Annotated in this window: 13 protein-coding genes; 11 read left to right on the top strand and 2 right to left on the bottom strand. The window is 52.1% G+C overall.

From position 1 onward, the window contains the following. Positions 1-170: 170 nt before the first annotated feature. Entirely contained in the window at positions 171-2,204 is a 2,034-nt protein-coding gene (metG, locus tag Dpoa569_RS12395; RefSeq protein WP_042869603.1) for a methionine--tRNA ligase, read from the bottom strand. 279 nt (positions 2,205-2,483) lie between these two features. On the opposite strand from metG, the gene apbC reads away from it, so the two are divergent. The 4 genes from apbC to asmA all read left to right on the top strand — a co-directional run bounded on the left by apbC (position 2,484) and on the right by asmA (position 7,026). Further along, a complete protein-coding gene (apbC, locus tag Dpoa569_RS12390; RefSeq protein ID WP_042869604.1) occupies positions 2,484-3,593 on the top strand; it encodes an iron-sulfur cluster carrier protein ApbC in 1,110 nt (369 codons plus the stop codon). A 285-nt stretch (positions 3,594-3,878) separates the two neighbouring features. Beyond that, positions 3,879-4,520, top strand: a complete 642-nt coding sequence (gene udk / locus Dpoa569_RS12385) for a uridine kinase (RefSeq protein WP_042869606.1) — start codon at positions 3,879-3,881, stop codon at positions 4,518-4,520. 77 nt (positions 4,521-4,597) lie between these two features. Next, complete coding sequence (gene dcd, locus Dpoa569_RS12380) at positions 4,598-5,179, top strand: dCTP deaminase (protein WP_042869608.1); 582 nt, start codon at positions 4,598-4,600, stop codon at positions 5,177-5,179. Between the two features lie 32 nt (positions 5,180-5,211). Next, positions 5,212-7,026 (top strand): outer membrane assembly protein AsmA, encoded by a 1,815-nt coding sequence (gene asmA / locus Dpoa569_RS12375; protein ID WP_042869610.1) that lies wholly within the window; start codon positions 5,212-5,214, stop codon positions 7,024-7,026. A 99-nt stretch (positions 7,027-7,125) separates the two neighbouring features. On the opposite strand, the gene Dpoa569_RS12370 is transcribed toward asmA, so the two are convergent. After that, positions 7,126-8,715, bottom strand: a complete 1,590-nt coding sequence (locus Dpoa569_RS12370; protein WP_042869612.1) for a TerC family protein — start codon at positions 8,713-8,715, stop codon at positions 7,126-7,128. 881 nt (positions 8,716-9,596) lie between these two features. On the opposite strand from Dpoa569_RS12370, the gene Dpoa569_RS12365 reads away from it, so the two are divergent. The 7 genes from Dpoa569_RS12365 to Dpoa569_RS12335 all read left to right on the top strand — a co-directional run bounded on the left by Dpoa569_RS12365 (position 9,597) and on the right by Dpoa569_RS12335 (position 18,001). Beyond that, positions 9,597-9,890, top strand: a complete 294-nt coding sequence (locus tag Dpoa569_RS12365) for a hypothetical protein (RefSeq protein ID WP_042869614.1) — start codon at positions 9,597-9,599, stop codon at positions 9,888-9,890. Between the two features lie 188 nt (positions 9,891-10,078). After that, positions 10,079-11,215 carry a polysaccharide export protein gene (locus tag Dpoa569_RS12360; protein WP_042869616.1) on the top strand — a complete coding sequence of 379 codons (1,137 nt, stop codon included), beginning with the start codon at positions 10,079-10,081 and terminating at the stop codon, positions 11,213-11,215. A gap of 20 nt (positions 11,216-11,235) precedes the next feature. Then, positions 11,236-11,670: an arsenate reductase/protein-tyrosine-phosphatase family protein gene (locus tag Dpoa569_RS12355; protein ID WP_042869618.1), complete on the top strand. Its 435-nt coding sequence runs from the start codon at positions 11,236-11,238 to the stop codon at positions 11,668-11,670. Between the two features lie 16 nt (positions 11,671-11,686). Continuing rightward, positions 11,687-13,870, top strand: coding sequence for a tyrosine-protein kinase Wzc (gene wzc / locus Dpoa569_RS12350; RefSeq protein WP_042869620.1), 2,184 nt, complete (start codon positions 11,687-11,689; stop codon positions 13,868-13,870). Between the two features lie 269 nt (positions 13,871-14,139). Beyond that, positions 14,140-15,306 (top strand): glycosyltransferase family 4 protein, encoded by a 1,167-nt coding sequence (locus Dpoa569_RS12345; protein WP_042869622.1) that lies wholly within the window; start codon positions 14,140-14,142, stop codon positions 15,304-15,306. Positions 15,307-15,599: 293 nt separating this feature from the next. Further along, positions 15,600-16,802 carry a glycosyltransferase family 4 protein gene (locus Dpoa569_RS12340; RefSeq protein WP_042869624.1) on the top strand — a complete coding sequence of 401 codons (1,203 nt, stop codon included), beginning with the start codon at positions 15,600-15,602 and terminating at the stop codon, positions 16,800-16,802. A gap of 173 nt (positions 16,803-16,975) precedes the next feature. Then, a complete protein-coding gene (locus tag Dpoa569_RS12335; protein WP_042869626.1) occupies positions 16,976-18,001 on the top strand; it encodes a glycosyltransferase family 4 protein in 1,026 nt (341 codons plus the stop codon). The last annotated feature ends 47 nt before the right edge of the window (positions 18,002-18,048 follow it).

The following is an 18,048-nucleotide window of genomic DNA, read 5'->3' as shown; positions in this document are numbered from 1 at the left end:
CGTAGCTGAGTACGTGGCGTGATAATCACGACTTGTCACTGTGTATCATGGTCGAGATGAACGCGCTATTGCTGTTTGTCCGAATAACGACACGTCAGAGGTGTAGACGGGAGGATAATACCGAAGTGGATATGACACCAGGCCGGTGAACCAGCCTGGTGTTAATGGGCTTACTTGATTTGCATCCCCGGTTGAGCGCCGCTGTCAGGGCTTAACAGGAAGATGTCTTTTCCGCCGGGGCCGGCGGCCATCACCATGCCTTCGGAGACGCCAAAGCGCATTTTACGCGGCGCCAGATTGGCAACCAGCACCGTCAGGCGGCCTTCCAGCGCAGAAGGGGCCGGATAGGCGGCACGAATGCCGGAGAATACCTGGCGAGTTTGACCGCCCAGGTCCAGCGTCAGACGCAACAGTTTGTCCGAGCCGTCCACCAGTTCGGCTTTTTGGATCAGCGCGACGCGCATGTCCACTTTGTCGAAATCGGCGAAGTCGATGGTGTCCTGAATCGGTTTGTCGGCCAGTGGGCCAGATGCCGGTTTGGCCACGGCTGCGGCGGCTTCCTCTTTAGAAGCGTCGATCATGCCTTGTACCTGTGCGATGTCGATGCGGTTGAACAGCGCTTTAAACGCACCGACTCGATGGTTTACCAGCGGCTGTGCCAGCGAATCCCAGCGCAGTTCGGCTTGCAGGAAGGCTTCGGCACGTTCCGCCAACGACGGCAGTACCGGCTTCAGGTAGGTCATCAGCACGCGGAACAGGTTGATGCCCATTGAGCAAATTGCCTGCAGGTCGGCGTCGCGGCCTTCCTGTTTGGCGACCACCCACGGCGCTTGTTCGTCCACATAGCGGTTAGCAAGATCCGCCAGCGCCATAATTTCGCGGATAGCCTTGCCGGACTCACGGTTGTGGAAGGCATCGGCGATGGTCTGTGCGGCGTCGATAAAGGTGTGATACAGCGCCGGGTTGGCCAGTTGAGCGGCCAGCTGGCCGTCAAAGCGTTTGTTGATGAAACCAGCGTTGCGCGAAGCCAGGTTGACCACCTTGTTAACGATGTCGGCGTTTACACGCTGCACAAAGTCTTCCAGATTAAGGTCGATGTCATCAATGCGTGAGGAAAGCTTGGCGGCGTAGTAGTAACGCAGGCAGTCGGCATCCAGATGTTTCAGGTAGGTGTCGGCTTTGATAAAGGTGCCGCGCGATTTAGACATCTTGGCACCGTTCACCGTCACATAGCCGTGCACGAACAGGTTGGTCGGTTTGCGAAAACCGCTGCCTTCCAGCATCGCCGGCCAGAACAGACTATGGAAGTAGACGATATCCTTGCCGATAAAGTGATACAGCTCGGTGCTGGCGTCTTTACGCCAGAATTCGTCGAAGCTGAGGTCGCCGCACTTATCGCAGAGGTTTTTAAATGAACCCATGTAGCCGATTGGCGCATCCAGCCAGACGTAGAAATACTTGCCCGGCGCGTCCGGCACTTCGAAACCGAAATAAGGCGAATCGCGGGTAATATCCCACTGTTGCAGTCCGGCGTCGAACCACTCCTGCATCTTGTTGGCGACCTGTTCCTGCAACGCGCCGGAATGGGTCCAGCTTTGCAGCATGTCGCTGAATGCCGGAAGATCGAAGAAGAAGTGTTCTGATTCACGCATCACCGGTGTCGCACCGGACACGGCGGATTTCGGGTCGATAAGCTCCGTGGGGCTGTACGTCGCACCGCACACTTCGCAGTTATCGCCATACTGATCCGGCGCCTTACACTTCGGGCAGGTGCCTTTCACAAAGCGATCCGGCAGGAACATGCTTTTTTCCGGGTCGAATAGCTGGGAAATCGTGCGGTTCTTGATAAAACCGTTTTCCTTCAGCCGACGGTAAATCAACCCCGACAACTCGCGGTTCTCCTCACTGTGCGTGGAGTGATAATTGTCGTAGCTGATGTTAAATCCGGCGAAATCCTGCTGGTGTTCCTGACTCACCGTCGCAATCATCTGCTCTGGCGCCACGCCCATTTGCTGTGCTTTGAGCATGATCGGCGTGCCGTGGGCATCGTCTGCACAAATAAAATGCACCTGATTGCCGCGCATTCGCTGGTAACGGACCCAAATATCCGCCTGAATGTGTTCGAGCATGTGGCCCAGGTGGATCGGACCGTTAGCATAAGGCAGCGCGCACGTTACCAAAATTTTGTTTGCGACTTGAGTCATAGTGGGGAACTTGCTTGTTGGTTGGTGAATAAATAAAGAAGGAATCCAGATGTTACCCCATCGTGCCTTAATGCGTAAACCTTGGGGCGATACGGGTTGCAACAAAACCGCTTCTGCCGGTAACAATGACGAAATCACAAGACTGGCTTCACGTTGGCTGGAAGGTCGATTCAACCCTTTTTTCTACATCGTGAATGTGCGCGATACACCCACGTGCGGGCGTTCTGCTATGCTAAGGCCGCTGTGATAACGACTTTAATTCAAACTCAAGGAGCCGGGATGAACGATAAACTCCCTGCGCAAAACCCAGAGATGTTGCGCGCCATGGTGAATGGCGTACTTTCCTCTTTTTCACACCCGACACTGAAAAATAACCTGACCACGCTTAATGCGTTGCATCACTGTGCGCTGCTGGACGATGTACTGCATATTGAGTTGACCATGCCGTTCGTCTGGCTGAATGGCCTGGCGGATTTGAAAGACAGCGTCAGTGAGGAATTGTTGCGCCTGTGCGGCGCTCGTGAAGTGGAATGGCGGTTGACCCACAACATCGCCACGCTGCGCCGGGTGAATAATCAGGCAGGCGTCAAAGGCGTGAAGAACATTATCGCCGTCAGTTCCGGCAAGGGTGGCGTCGGAAAGTCCAGTACGGCGGTGAACATGGCGTTGGCGCTGGCGGCTGAAGGGGCCAACGTTGGCATTCTGGACGCGGATATCTATGGACCGTCGATTCCTACCATGCTGGGGGCGGCCAGTGAGCGGCCAACCTCGCCGGACGGGCAACACATGGCGCCGATCATGGCGCATGGTCTTGCTACCAACTCTATCGGTTATCTGGTGACCGACGATAACGCCATGGTATGGCGTGGACCAATGGCCAGCAAAGCGCTGCTGCAGTTGCTGCAGGATACGCTATGGCCGGATTTGGATTATCTGGTGCTGGACATGCCGCCGGGCACCGGCGATATCCAACTCACGCTGGCGCAAAACGTGCCGGTCACCGGTGCGGTGGTGGTGACGACCCCACAGGATATCGCGCTGATGGATGCGATGAAGGGCATCGTGATGTTCGAGAAAGTCAACGTACCGGTGCTGGGGATTGTCGAGAACATGAGCGTGCACATTTGCAGCAATTGCGGCCATCTTGAGCCGATTTTCGGCACCGGTGGGGCGCAAAAGCTGGCGGAAAAATACCACTGTGCCTTGCTGGGACAGTTGCCGTTGCATATTTCTCTGCGTGAAGACCTGGACCGCGGCGAGCCGACGGTAGTCAGCCAGCCGGACAGTGAATTTACTCAGTTGTACCGCGAACTGGCGGGGAAGGTGGCGGCCCAGTTGTACTGGCAGGGTGAGGTGATCCCAACAGAAATCGCGTTCCGCGCGGTTTGACCGCCTTAAACGGATACCGTGAAGTTAGGTGCGGTATCCGTTGTTTTCGACATCTGGCATATATAACGGCAGATGCTGTGTGCACCGCGAGTATCCGCCTGCGTAATACTGGCGCGAATGGCGCGAACTCCCTATAATTGCCGCGTCCAGACACCCCGACCATGTTCTGCAATCAACCCGTATGCTGCTGATGGCTGTTCTTCGGCGCACGATCCCGTATGAATCGCGCCTGAATCGTTCGGTGTGTGTCCCCCTCCTTCTTTATTTAATCAGGTCCTTATTGCCATGACTGATAAGTCTCGCCAGTGTGTCATCATCGGGATTGCCGGCGCGTCCGCATCCGGAAAAAGTCTTATTGCCAGTACCCTGTACCGCGAACTGCGTGATCAGGTGGGCGATGAACATATTGGCGTTATTCCGGAAGACAGCTATTACAAGGATCAATCTCACCTGACCATGGAAGAACGGGTCAAAACCAACTACGACCACCCCAGTTCGATGGATCACAGCCTGCTGTTGCAACATCTGCAGATGCTTAAGGCCGGTCAGCCGATCGCATTACCGCAGTACAGCTATGTGGAGCATACGCGTTTGCAGGAAACGTTACAGATGGCTCCGAAAAAGGTGATTATTCTTGAAGGCATTCTGTTGCTGACCGATGCGCGACTGCGGGAGGAGATGAATTTCTCCATTTTTGTCGATACCCCTCTGGATATTTGCTTGATGCGTCGTATGTGCCGTGATGTCAAGGAGCGTGGTCGCTCGATGGATTCGGTGATGGAACAATATAAGAAAACGGTGCGCCCGATGTTCCTGCAATTTATCGAGCCGTCCAAACAATATGCGGACATTATTGTCCCGCGCGGCGGTAAGAACCGCATCGCCATTGATATTCTGAAGGCGAAAATCAGCCAGTTCTTTGAGTAAGCGGGTGGAAACGGCATGGCATTTCCGGCGCTGCTGTGGCAGTTTGAAAACCTGCAAGCGTCTTACTGGAGAAGATAATGAGACTGTGTGACCGTGATATTGAAGCCTGGCTGGATGATGGACGTCTGGTGATTACGCCACGTCCTCCGATTGAGCGGATTAACGGCGCAACGCTGGATGTGCGGCTGGGCAATCAGTTCCGGGTGTTTAGCGGTCATACCGCACCGTTCATTGATCTGAGCGGGCCGAAAGATGAGGTGAGCGCTGCGCTGGATCGCGTAATGAGTGATGAGATCAATCTGGCGGAAGGCGAGGCGTTTTTCCTCCATCCGGGCGAACTGGCGCTGGCGGTAACGCTGGAGTCGGTCACGCTGCCGGATAATCTGGTGGGCTGGTTGGATGGCCGCTCCTCGCTGGCTCGTCTGGGACTGATGGTGCATGTGACCGCCCACCGTATCGATCCAGGATGGCAAGGACGTATCGTGCTGGAGTTCTATAACTCAGGTAAGCTGCCGCTGGCGCTGCGCCCCGGCATGATTATCGGCGCATTGAGCTTCGAACCGCTCTCTGGTCCCGCCGCACGGCCATATAACCGCCGTGAAGACGCGAAATACAAGGACCAGCAGGGCGCGGTAGCAAGCCGGATTGATAAAGACTAGCTGGGTCAGGTACGACCGCGAACGAGGATGGCATGAGAAGAGTGTTTACCGCGCTGGTGATTCTGCTGGTGGTGTTGGCAGCAGGCATGACGGCGCTGGTGGTGTTGATCAATCCGAACGATTTTCGGGCCTATATGGTGCATCAGGTTGAGGCGCGTACTGGTTACCGGTTAAATCTGGATGGGGACCTGCGCTGGCATGTGTGGCCGCAACTGAGCATTCTGTCCGGTACTCTGTCAGTAAGCGCGCCAGGCGCGGCAACGCCGGTCATCAGCGCTGAGAATATGCGGCTGGATGTGAAGCTCTGGCCGTTGCTGTCTCACCAACTGGAAGTCAAACAGGTGATGCTGAAAGGCGCGGTGATTCGTCTGACGCCAGACAGTGAGGCGCGGGTAGCCGGTCCGGTGCCGATTGCCCCGGCTGGCTCGCCGTCACCGGAGCCGGAGACGCCGTGGCGTTTTGACATCAACCGGGTAGAGGTGGCCGATAGCGTGCTGGTGTTCCAGCGTAGAGACGCTCCTGCCCTGAATGTCCGTGACATCAACCTGACGCTGGAGAGCGATAACACCCGGCAGGTGCGGGTATCGCTCTCCAGCCGTTTTAACCGAGACCAGCGTGACTTGTCATTTTCACTCGACGCCGTGCTGGGTATGCAAAACTATCCGCAACAGATCGGCGCTGATATCAGCAGTATCAGTTATCAGTTGCAAGGCGCTGGTTTGCCAGCAGAGGGTATCAGCGGTAAAGGGGCGATTCGCGGCAGTTACCAGCGCCAGCCAGAGAAACTGACCGTCAACCAGTTTACGCTCAGTGCCAATAATAGTCAGTTGAACGGATCATTATCCGCTACTTTTGGGACGACGCCGGAATATACGCTGGCGTTGCAGTCGGAAAAACTGGATCTGGATGCGCTGCTGGGACTGGAACCCCCTTCGCAACGTGGCGAAAGCGGCGACAAAACGGTGATTGCTAAACCGGTATTCTCGCACGATCAGCTATCCGAGCCTTATCAGGGGTTACGCAATTCTATTGACCGGGTAACGGTGAGCGCCAATACGCTGGTCTATCATGGAATAACGGTTAACCAGTTTGCCCTTAAAGGCAGTAATCAGCGTGGCACCGTCAAGGTGACTGACTTCAGCGGTCAGGTAGGCGAGGGGCATTTCTCGATACCGGGAACCATGAATGTGAATGCATCTCCCGCTATTACTATTCAACCCACATTGACGTCGGTGACGTTGGCGACACTGTTGCCGCTGTTTGGCCTGCCTGATGGTCTGGACGGTAAACTGAGTCTGCAAGGGCGGTTTAGCGGTGATGATCTGTCACAGCAAGCGTTGATCGCGCAATGGCGAGGCTCTGCTTCGGTGCAGATTGACCAGTTGCGGCTCTCCGGGCTTAACATCCAGCAGTTGATTCAGCAGGCGGTGGCGCGCAACAACAGTAGTATCCAGGTTCCGGACGACTATTCTCGCTATACCGACATTCGGCAAATGCGCGGTGAAGCGATGCTTGATGCAGGCAAACTGGATTTGCAGTCACTATCCGGTCAGTCAGAAGCACTGACGGTGAATGGTGACGGTCAGTTTGATTTGCCTGCACGGCGTTGCGACATCAATATGGATGTACGTGTCACGCAAGGGTGGAAAGGCGATGGACAATGGGTGCAACTGTTGCAGGATACCGCTATTCCGTTCCGTTTGTACGGCGAGTTCGGTCATTTAAGCTACCAGTTGCAGGTCGATCAGTTACTGCGTAAGCGGTTGCAGGATGAGATGAAAAAACGCCTGAATGACTGGGCTGATAAGAATCAGCCGACGCCTAAAACACCGGCGACAGGCATGTGACGAGCATGAAGCGTTTGCAGTGAAGAAGACCTTGCTAAAGGCGGCTCAGGCCGCCTTTGTTGTGCATACATGCTGGTTGACGTTGATACGCCTTGTGGATTACACCTCATAATCCGGCTGTGGGTCGGATTCGGGAATAATCAATACTTTCATGATACGGTGGCTTTCCACCGTCAGTACCCGGAACAGTGTATTATCGATGAGCACTTCGTCGCCTTCCTGAGGAATTTTCTGAGCATACTCCATCAGCAAACCAGCCAGCGTGTGGTAGTCGCGCTTTTCATTCAGTTGCAGCGGGATATACATCAGCAGATCCTCGACCGGCAAATAGCCGTTAGCGGTTAAGGTGCCGTCGTCGTTTTCCTGAATATCATGGCGGGCGTCCAGCTCTTCTCCCTCCAGCGGCAGATTACCGGCAATGGTTTCCATGACGTCGCTCAGGGTGACAACGCCTTCAATAGACCCAAACTCGTCAGCTACAAAGGCGAAATGTGTGTGTGCCTCACGGAATTGCTCCAGCGCTGAAAGCAGTGACAATTGTTCTGGGAAGACCAGCGGTTGGCGAATCAGCGCACGCAGGTTCAACGGCTGCCCGTGTAATTGCTGGCGAAGCAGGTCGATCACATGCACCACGCCCAACGGTTCGCTGGAAGCATGGCTGTCAAACATCACCAGTCGGGTGTGCTGATTTTTTTCCATCAGTTTATAGAAGTTCGCCGGATCGATGTTGACATCCACATGTTCAATATCATGGCGGATGGTCATGATGCTGCTGACTGAACGCTGGGACATGCCGAGCACGCGCTCGATCATGCGTTGTTCCTGCTGGTTGAACACCGGTTGGCCGGGGCTGCCGGTGTTGTCCGCTATACGGTCGGCAGTCTGCTTGTCCAATTCTGCTTCTTCATGCTCGCCGCGCAGTAATCGCAATACGGCTTCAGCTGTACGCTGACGCAATGGGGTTGATGATGAAAGAAAGCGCCGACGGTTGAATTGCGCAAGCTGGTTGAGCATTTCGATCATCACGGAGAAACCAATGGCAGCGTAAAGGTAACCTTTTGGAATCGGGTAGCCAAACGCATCCGCTACCAGACTAAAGCCAATCATCAGCAGGAAACTCAGGCACAGGATCACAATGGTGGGATGCGCATTGATGAAACGTGTCAGGGGTTTACTGGCTAACAGCATCAGGCCGATGGCGATGGTGACTGCTGCCATCATCACTGGCAGGTGTTCGGTCATCCCGACGGCGGTAATCACCGAATCCAGTGAGAAAATGGCGTCCAGTACGACTATTTGGGCGACTACTGGCCAGAAATGTGCGCCCTTGCGCTGGTTTTGCTGTGCCTGATCTTTGCCTTCCAGCCGTTCATTCAGTTCCATGGTGGCTTTAAATAGCAGGAACACACCTCCCACCAGCATAATCAGGTCGCGCGCGCTGAACGGGTGCCCATAAACGGTAAACAGCGGGTGGATCAACGAAACCAGCCAGGAGATGGATGACAGCAGTACGAACCGCATCAACAGAGCCAGCAACAACCCGACAAATCGCGCCCGATCACGGGATTTTTCCGGCAACTTCTCCGCCAGAATGGCGATGAACACCAGATTATCGATACCTAATACCAGTTCCAGAACCACCAATGTGGCCAGACCGGCCCAGATTGTTGGATCAACGATCCATTCCATAGACTGAGTTCACCTTTTTCTTTTCAGGTCGACAGGTGCATAGCGTATCAGGCGTTGCACCGCTCAACCATAACGCGACTGATTACGATTGACGGACATCAAATTACAGAGTGTCACTCATCCGACTTTTTCATGTGAGTAAGATCACAATATTTTCAGCAAGATGGAATGGATTACAGCGCAATTTGTGGAATCAAAAAGTCATCAAATAGGTCAAAAAATAATCCATTTCATTAATTAAGTGCATTATATATCAAATATGGGGATGGACCGGAAAAAGGGGGCAGTAACGACCACTTAATGCGCCAACTGATATGTTGGCCAAATTATTATATGAAAATGAAATATTTATTAAGACATTCCCTATTAATTCAAGTTCATGTTTTATTTATAAATAAACATTATCTTTCATAATGACTACGACATGGGGGATTAGTCTTTTTCCGAAAAGAAACGTCAGAAAGATATTTGTCTTGTTATAAGCAAATATTTTTTACTACTCTCCGGGGTGGCGATATTGACATAACTTTAAAAATATCCAATCCAAATCATTAGATTTGTTAATGTTTTTGCGGATCATCTTTACGAATCAGTTAATGACGAGTCACAGCAATAGCTGGGCGAGTCTGGAACAAAAATGGGACAGCGAGTTGGTAGCTACAAGCCAAGGGCGGTAGCGTACCTGAGTCGATTTACCCAACAGCACAAGCTGGTGTTTCAGGCGATGCCTTCAGGACATTGAAACCGTTTAGCCGCCACAGAGCAGGTGCTGCCGCCTGTCTGGCTATGGGCGAGATGGCAACAATGTCGGTGGGTCCACCGTGAACTTCTGACGTGTGGGCTGTCTGTTACTCACTTGACTGAAAGGCGATGGCGTAAGGATGTTAAACCTGACACTACAATTCATACTGCAGATACAATTAGCAACATTTCCCCAGGCCGACGCATTGTCTGCGCTCGTGCCTTCTTATTCTACCTACAGCGATGTGACCGCTCAGCCTGACGAAACAGGTTGTACCCAACCGATCGATGCTGACGCTTTTTCTCCCTTATCCAGACCAAAAAATAGCCTCATGGCTCATGCGTATTTGGCGTTGTCCCGCATCAGAGCGCAGACGGCAGGTGGTGCTCTGCCAGCAGTTTTCCATCTGAAACAACGGATTATTTCATTCTGAACCGTCATCTGATGAGGGCGGGGGAGGGTAGCTATAAGTCGTTAGATTTTAGGGCGGGTGAAAACATTTCTACTCAAATCTTTATCGAGCAACCCATTAACGAGCAGTGCCTGCCCATCTAATGGGGTATCGGTCAAGCAAGACTGTTCTTTTGTTTCTCACTTTACTAAAAAGCGATGGCATGACGGATGTTAAAACCAACACTGAAAGTTATACCGCTGATGTTGTCGGCGACATTCCTGGCGGGTTGTACGCTAGTGCCAGGTACGCACCTTTCTACCAGTGGAAAAGAGGTCGTAGAACAACCAGATGATGATTTCAATATCAACAAGCTGGTTAATATTTACCCTATCACTCCGTTTCTGATAGAGAAAATGCGCCCTCGACCAGCAATTGCCCAAACTAATCTTGCACTGGAAGAGGAACTGAAACGCTACGAATACCATATCGGTATCGGCGATGTACTGATGGTTACCGTCTGGGATCATCCGGAGTTGACCACGCCGGCAGGGACTTACCGCACCGCCGCCGACACCGGTAACTGGGTTCACTCTGATGGCACTATTTTTTATCCCTATATCGGCAAGATGCGCGTCGTGGATAAAACCCTCACCGAGGTGCGCGACGAACTCATGCATCGGCTGGCGCAGTATATCGAATCGCCGCAGGTGGAAGTGAGTATCGCTGCGTTTCGTTCACAGAAAGCCTATGTGACTGGGGAAGTGATGCATTCTGGTCAGCAGCCCATCACCAACGTGCCTTTGACCATTATGGATGCTATCAACAATGCCGGTGGGCTGAGTGAACTCGCTGACTGGCGCAATCTGGTGCTGACGCATAACGGCAAAGATGAGCGGATTTCTCTACAGGCGTTGATGCAGAACGGCGACCTGTCTCAGAACCGGCTGCTGTACCCCGGCGATATTCTGTTCATTCCACGCAACGATGATCTGAAAGTATTTGTGATGGGGGAAGTGAATAAGCAGTCCACCCTCCGGATGGATCGCAGCGGTATGACGTTGGCTGAAGCGTTGGGCAGCGCAGAAGGGATTAACCAAATGGTGGCTGATGCCACAGGCGTATTTGTCATTCGTCCTCTGCGCGGTAAGCAAGGACCGAAACTGGCCAACATCTATCAACTCAATACGAAAGACGCCACCGCATTGGTGATGGGATCGGATTTCCCGTTGCAACCGTATGACGTGGTGTATGTCACCTCTGCGCCGATAGCGCGCTGGAATCGCCTGATTTCGCAACTGGTACCGACCATCAGTGGGTTTAATGAACTGAGCGAAGGCAGCCTGCGCGTTCGTACCTGGCCTTAGTCGTAGTGGGGGATGTGACGATGTTCAACAGTATTCTTGTCATTTGTGAGGGCAATATTTGCCGTTCGCCGACCGGTGAGCGCTTGCTGAAACAGGTTCTGCCAGAGAAAACGGTGGCATCGGCTGGCTGGCGGGCGATGGAAGGAAAACCGGCTGATGAAATGGCCAGCCTGGTAGCCATCGACCACGGTTTATCGCTGGACGGGCATATTGCGCGTCAACTGACCAGATCGCTGTGTCGGCACTACGACTTGATTCTGGTGATGGAAAAAGAGCACATCGATGCGGTGTGCCGCGTTGCACCGGAAGTGCGTGGGAAAATACTGCTGTTCGGGCACTGGTTTAACCAGCAGGAGATTTCTGACCCGTACCGCAAAAGCCGGGAAGCCTTTGAGTTTGTTTACACCCAACTTGAACAATCTGCCCGCAAGTGGGCGCAGGCGCTGAGCCGTTAACCAGTCAGGGATTACGATGTCAGAGAGAATTACCGTGAAAAAAACCGAAGCGGGCAAGGCGGATGAAATTGACCTGGGTCGTTTGCTGGGAACCGTGTTGGACCACCGCTGGCTGATTATCAGCATCACCGCCATCTTCACCATGCTGGGTATTCTGTATGCGTTGCTGGCAACGCCGGTATATCAGGCAGATGCGATGGTGCAGGTAGAACAAAACATCAGCGATTCGTTGATGAACGATATTTCCAAAGTCTTGCCGGATAGCAAGCCGCAATCCGCTCCGGAAGTCGAGCTGCTCCGTTCCCGAATGGTAGTGGGCAAAACGGTACAGGATTTGGGGCTGGAAATCAGGGCCGAGCAGAAGTATTTCCCGATAGTGGGCAAAGGTATCGCCCGGTTAAGGGATGAATTAAAGGATGAAGAACCCGCCCAAATCGCGTTGTCCCGGCTGTCGGTGCCAAACAGCTGGCTGGATGAAAAAATGACCGTGACTATCCAGGAAGGGGGGACCTACCGATTTATCGCCGGTAAAGATGCGGACTTTATCGGTCATATCGGGCAACTGGAGTCTCATGGTGGTTTTAGCCTGCTGGTCAGTGACACCACGGCTACGCCGGGAACGGTATTTTCGGTCACTAAAAAGAACATGCTGACCGCTATCAACGATATCCAGGACAATTTGACCGTTATGGATAAAGGCAAAGATACCGGCGTACTGCAACTGACGCTGGAAGGGCGCGATCCCAATCTGGTGAGAAAAACGTTGGCGAGTATCAGCAATAACTATCTGCAACAGAATGTGGACCGAAAGTCGGAAGAGGCGGCCAGGAGTCTGGCATTTCTGAAAGAACAGCTGCCGTTGGTGCGAGCATCGTTGGAAACGGCGGAAGACAAACTTAACAAGTATCGTCAGCAGAAAGATTCGGTGGATTTGTCGCTGGAGGCTAAGTCGGTGCTGGACACCATGGTGGATGTCGAGTCTCAGCTTAACCAACTGACGTTCCGCGAAGCGGAAATCTCCAAGCTGTATACCCGCGAACATCCTGCCTACCGATCATTGCTGGAAAAACGCGTCACGCTGGAAAAAGAGCGGGACAATCTGAACCGACGTATCAGCAGTATGCCGAAAACGCAGCAGGAAATTGTGCGACTGACGCGGGATGTGGATGTCGGACAGGAAGTGTATGTCCAGTTGATGAATAAGCAGCAGGAATTAAGCATCAACAAGGCCAGCACCATCGGTAATGTTCGCATTATTGATCCGGCTGTCGTGCAGTTAAAACCGGTTAAGCCGAAGAAAGCGTTGGTGATTGTGTTGGCAACTATTCTTGGCGGTGTGGCGGCTATCGCGTTCGTGCTATTGAAAACCCTGTTGCACCAGGGCATTGAAAGCCCGGAACAGTTGGAAGAACGCGGTATTAATGTCTATGCCAGCGTACCGTTGTCGGAATGGCAACAGAAGAAAGACCGCGAATTCGTCGGCAGGAACCGCAAACGCAACGCGCGTTCTGATTCGCTGCTGGCGGTAGGTAACCCAGCCGATATGGCGCTTGAGGCTATCCGCAGTCTGCGCACCAGCTTGCATTTCGCAATGATGGAAGCAAAAAACAATGTCCTGATGATTTCCGGTGCCAGCCCGGGGATCGGCAAATCCTTTATTAGCGTCAACCTGGGTGCAGTGATTGCTCAGGCCGGGCAACGGGTATTGATAGTCGATTGCGATATGCGCAAGGGATATGCCCACCATTTAATGGGAACGACGCCTGAAAACGGGCTATCTGATGTGTTGTCCGGGCAAATTGACGCGCAGCAGGCGTTACGAACCACGGTGGTGAAAAACCTGTTTTTTATCCCGCGCGGACAGATTCCGCCCAATCCATCAGAACTCCTGATGCACGGCAACTTTACCGCTTTTATCGACTGGGCTACTCAGCAATTCGATATCGTGCTGCTGGATACGCCGCCAATTCTGGCTGTGACCGATGCCGCGATCATTGGCCGACAGGCGGGCACATCGCTGCTGGTGGCGCGGTTTGAAACCAATACGCCGAAAGAAGTGGAGATCAGCATCCGACGCTTTGAGCAGAATGGCGCACCGATAAAGGGAGTGATCCTGAATGCGGTGATCCGTCGGGCGTTGAGTTACTACAGCTATGGTTATGATTCATATCAATATTCTTACGGCGCGGATAAAAACTAGCGGGTGTTGCACATCATGATGGCGAGACACGTCATGGCAGAACACACCGGTACGCTTCATCAAGGTAACAGGGCGGAAAGTGAAAAACCGCGTGTTAAATGAGAAGAGCCTGCGCGTATCGCATAACAAGAGAAGACAGTAGCTGTATTGGATAGCTTTATGGAGGAGTGCCTGACAGTTATCTCTCGCCCCAGGAAGGGCCGTTAGCCTATTTCGTGGAGGCGAAAGTGGGTTCTGAAAGAAAGGGATTAAATACAAGGACAGCTAATATGAAAATCATGATTATCAATACCTTATATCATCCTCATAAAGTGGGTGGCGCTGAAGTTTCGGTCCAGCTATTGGCTGAAACGCTGGCGCAACGCGGGCATCAGGTACAGGTACTGTGCCTGACGCCCGACCCACAGCGTAGTGAGCAGGTTATTAACGGTGTATCGGTGTGCTATCTGCCGTTGGCGAATCGTTACTGGCCGTTTGACGGACAACCGCGCTCTTGCGCTCAGAAAATTTGTTGGCACATAAAGGATTACTATAACCGCGACATGCGCATGGCGGTGATGGACGAAATTCTGGCATTTTCGCCTGATATCGTGCACACCAACAATATCGCCGGATTTTCCGTGTCGGTCTGGTCGGCGGCAAAAGCGTGCGGGGTGAAAATTCTGCATACCAGCCGGGATTACTACCTGTTTCACCATAATGCGACCCTGTTTTCTGAAGGGCAGAATCAGGACCCTGATGCAACGGCTATTCGTATGATGTCGGTGATGAAAAAACGGTTGAGTTGTCTGGTCGACGGTTATGTCGGTATTAGTCAGTTCATTTGCGAGATGCATCGAAAAGCCGGTTTTTTCCCCAATGCGCACCATTCATTTATTTATAACACGGTGCCGGCAGTAGAGTGTGCTGGGGAAAGCGGGACGGCTGGAGCTGATAATCTCCGGCGGATAGGTTTTATCGGCAAGCTTTCGCCAGAGAAAGGGTTCGATGACTTTTGCGCGCTGGCACGGCATTACCGTAACCGATCCGGTTATGCCTTTTATGCTGCGGGACGTGTTACAGAGGATAATCCATTGGTGAGTGAAGCGCGGCAGTGCGGTGTGACATTGCTGGGATTTGCCAGCCCTGGAGAATTCATGCGACAGGTGGATGTGGTGGTGCTTCCGGTGAAATGGCATGAGCCATTTGGGCGGGTGGTGGTAGAAAGCATATTTCATGGAAAAGTGGTGTTGACCAACCGGATGGGGGGTGTTGGTGAACTGGCGTCTCTGCTGCCGAATATCTATTTCATGGAGGAAACCTCGGTGGACAAGGTGATAAAGAATGCCAAACCACTTTGCCCCAAACCGATTGGCCCTGACATGCTGGCGCATTTCACACCCAGTTGGATTGCGCAGAAATATGAACAGGCTTACCGCAACGTGCTTGGTGCCTGATAGAACGTGCTGGCGGATTTCGCATTATGGCGATTAGTACCTGGTTGACTGACAAATAACGATGGACAAGATGCACACTGCTGTCTCTGTCGATAGATTGCCGAAAGTAAGGAAGCGCATAAAGCTGCACGGGAAATCATCGTGCCGTTACCAAGGACGTTGCCCTTGCCAGGCTGTTTTGTAGCTCTGGGTTACTCTATCTCTATCCATCATCACTATTTACTGCGGACATGGCGACCATGCCATTTTATGGCAGAACACGACATTCCGTATTCGTCATGGACAACCCTCATATGCGAATTTTGATTATTAACACGTTGTATCATCCGTACAAAGTGGGCGGTGCCGAAGTATCCGTGCAACTCATGGCAGAGGCGCTGGTCCGGCGACATCATCAGGTGCAGGTATTGTGTCTGACGCCGGAAAGAGAGCGTAGTGAAAAGGTGATTAACGGTGTTGCCGTGTGCTATGTGCCGCTGGCGAACTGTTACTGGCCATTTGATGGGGAAAAAAAGTCTTTCTACCAGAAGCTTCGCTGGCATCTGAAAGATTATTACAACACCGACATGCGTAATACCGTGATGGCGGTGATTCGGGACTTTGCGCCTGATGTAGTACACACCAATAATATTGCCGGATTCTCTGTGTCGGTCTGGTCGGCGGCGAAAGCCTGTGGGGTAAAAATTCTACATACCAGTCGGGATTATTACCTGTTTCACCCTAATACAACCTTGTTTAGACGAGGTCGGAATCAAGATCCAGACGCCACTGATGTTCATCTGCAGTCCTGGTTAAAAAAGCGCTACAGTCGCCTGGTAGACGGCTATGTTGGCATCAGTCAGTTTATCCTGGAACGTCATCATAAGGCGGGTTTTTTCCCTGGCGTACATCAGTCGTTTATTTATGACATTGTACTGCCCGCCGCTCAGTGGCCTGATTCTGATAACGCTGGTGGGGTAACCAGAAGGCAATGGCGTATCGGCTTTATCGGTAAGCTGTCTGAGGATAAGGGATTTGACGAGTTTTGCTTGCTGGCCCGGCATTACCGTCGTCATCCAGACTATGTCTTTTGTGCTGCGGGACGCATCGCACCGGGTAATCCGCTGGTAGAGGAAGCTCGGCGCAGTGGTGTGAAGCTGCTGGGGTTTATCAACATGGAAGCGTTCATGCAACAGGTGGATATTGTGGTGTTGCCGGTGAAATGGCATGAGCCGTTTGGCCGGGTAGTCGTGGAAAGTGTCTTTTATGGAAAGATTGTACTGACTAACCGCATGGGCGCTGTCAGCGAATTATCCACCTTGCTGCCAAATATCTATTTTATGGAAGAGTGCGCGTTTGAAGAGGTTATCAATAAAAAGGTGGAACCCCTTTCTCCAGAAATAGTCAATGCCTTTACGCCGGATGCCATTGTTGGAGAATTCGAAAAGGTTTATATGGATATTTCCATGTCTGAATGCTGTCGGAAAAATTTATCTCCCGCCACAGGGAAAGAATAAATGATATATACCCTAAATAATTCGAGTTTCAGGCAGTCAATGCACCTGCAACTTGAAGTATGACGAGTATACATTCTGATTGGCTGGTTTTTGGATAGGGAGTCTGAAAACAATCACTTTATCTATATTTCAACGGTTACGCCATTCGGCGTAACCGGAAGGGGATGTTATTAATGTATGTGAATACACGTAATTTGCTGGGGCATACTACCGGCGTGCAGCGCTATACCAGAAAAATCATCGATTATATTTCCAGTGCTGGTATTAAAGTGACGTCAATACAGCCTGATAATATTATTTATGGCATAAAAGGACATGTGTGGGAGCAACTTTCTCTGCCACAAAAAATAGCCTCTAAAGAAGTATTATGGTCCCCCTGCAATACCGGGCCATTATTAATTAAAAAGCAAATTGTCACTATTCACGATACCGTACCGTTTGACCATCCTGAATGGCTGAATAAGCAGTTTGTTGCCTGGTACCAATTTATGCAGCCGCGACTGGCAAAAAAAGTGGAGCATATTATCACCATTTCTGAATTTTCCAGAGAACGCATCATGCACCATTTACGGGTGCCGGAGAGCAAAATTTCAGTGATTTACAACGGTGTGGATGTACTACAGCCACCGGCTGACTCCGATGTTTCGGAAAAAAGCACACCGATGGTGGACGGCGCGTATTTACTGTCGGTGGGGTCGTTGGAACCGCGTAAGAATATTCCCCGATTAATTAAGGCATTTCTGCGTTTCAGGCAGGAGTGCAATAGCGACATTCGACTGGTGATTGTTGGTAAGAAAGGGGTATCGCGGGTCTTCGCCGACGATGGTGCAAAGGCGCGAGCCGACAACGACGCGGTGATGTTTACCGGCCACGTCAGTGATAAGGAGCTGGTGAATTTATACCAACATGCGCAGGGTTTTTGCTACCCCTCCATGTATGAAGGGTTCGGATTGCCGCCACTGGAGGCGATGTGCTACGGGCTGCCGGTGCTGACCAGCAACACCACATCAATGAAGGAGTTGTGTGAGCAGCGGGCGATTCTGGTTGACCCACTGTCGGTGGAGTCTATCACCGAAGGTATTTATCAACTGGTCACCGATCAGGGACCGGCTGGGATGAGGGAAAAAGGTAAAGCGTTTGCTCAATCGCTGACATGGAAGCGGTGTGCATCTGAAACGTTACGTGTACTGGAACACTGAGGCCAACGCACGGTGTAACCAAATCGACAGCTGCTTTTCACTTTTCA

The organism is Dickeya poaceiphila, assembly GCF_007858975.2.
GTDB lineage: Bacteria > Pseudomonadota > Gammaproteobacteria > Enterobacterales > Enterobacteriaceae > Dickeya > Dickeya poaceiphila.
Note: the sequence above shows the minus strand (reverse complement) of the source record. Positions and strands in the feature narration are given on the sequence as shown.

Coding starts and splice junctions, on each gene's coding strand:
- Dpoa569_RS12355 (WP_042869618.1), top strand. CDS start 11,236: ATGTTCAACAGTATTCTTGTCATTTGTGAGGGCAATATTTGCCGTTCG.
- Dpoa569_RS12335 (WP_042869626.1), top strand. CDS start 16,976: ATGTATGTGAATACACGTAATTTGCTGGGGCATACTACCGGCGTGCAG.
- Dpoa569_RS12360 (WP_042869616.1), top strand. CDS start 10,079: ATGTTAAAACCAACACTGAAAGTTATACCGCTGATGTTGTCGGCGACA.
- udk (WP_042869606.1), top strand. CDS start 3,879: ATGACTGATAAGTCTCGCCAGTGTGTCATCATCGGGATTGCCGGCGCG.
- Dpoa569_RS12370 (WP_042869612.1), bottom strand. CDS start 8,715: ATGGAATGGATCGTTGATCCAACAATCTGGGCCGGTCTGGCCACATTG.
- Dpoa569_RS12365 (WP_042869614.1), top strand. CDS start 9,597: ATGTTAAACCTGACACTACAATTCATACTGCAGATACAATTAGCAACA.
- dcd (WP_042869608.1), top strand. CDS start 4,598: ATGAGACTGTGTGACCGTGATATTGAAGCCTGGCTGGATGATGGACGT.
- metG (WP_042869603.1), bottom strand. CDS start 2,204: ATGACTCAAGTCGCAAACAAAATTTTGGTAACGTGCGCGCTGCCTTAT.
- wzc (WP_042869620.1), top strand. CDS start 11,687: ATGTCAGAGAGAATTACCGTGAAAAAAACCGAAGCGGGCAAGGCGGAT.
- Dpoa569_RS12340 (WP_042869624.1), top strand. CDS start 15,600: ATGCGAATTTTGATTATTAACACGTTGTATCATCCGTACAAAGTGGGC.
- Dpoa569_RS12345 (WP_042869622.1), top strand. CDS start 14,140: ATGAAAATCATGATTATCAATACCTTATATCATCCTCATAAAGTGGGT.
- apbC (WP_042869604.1), top strand. CDS start 2,484: ATGAACGATAAACTCCCTGCGCAAAACCCAGAGATGTTGCGCGCCATG.
- asmA (WP_042869610.1), top strand. CDS start 5,212: ATGAGAAGAGTGTTTACCGCGCTGGTGATTCTGCTGGTGGTGTTGGCA.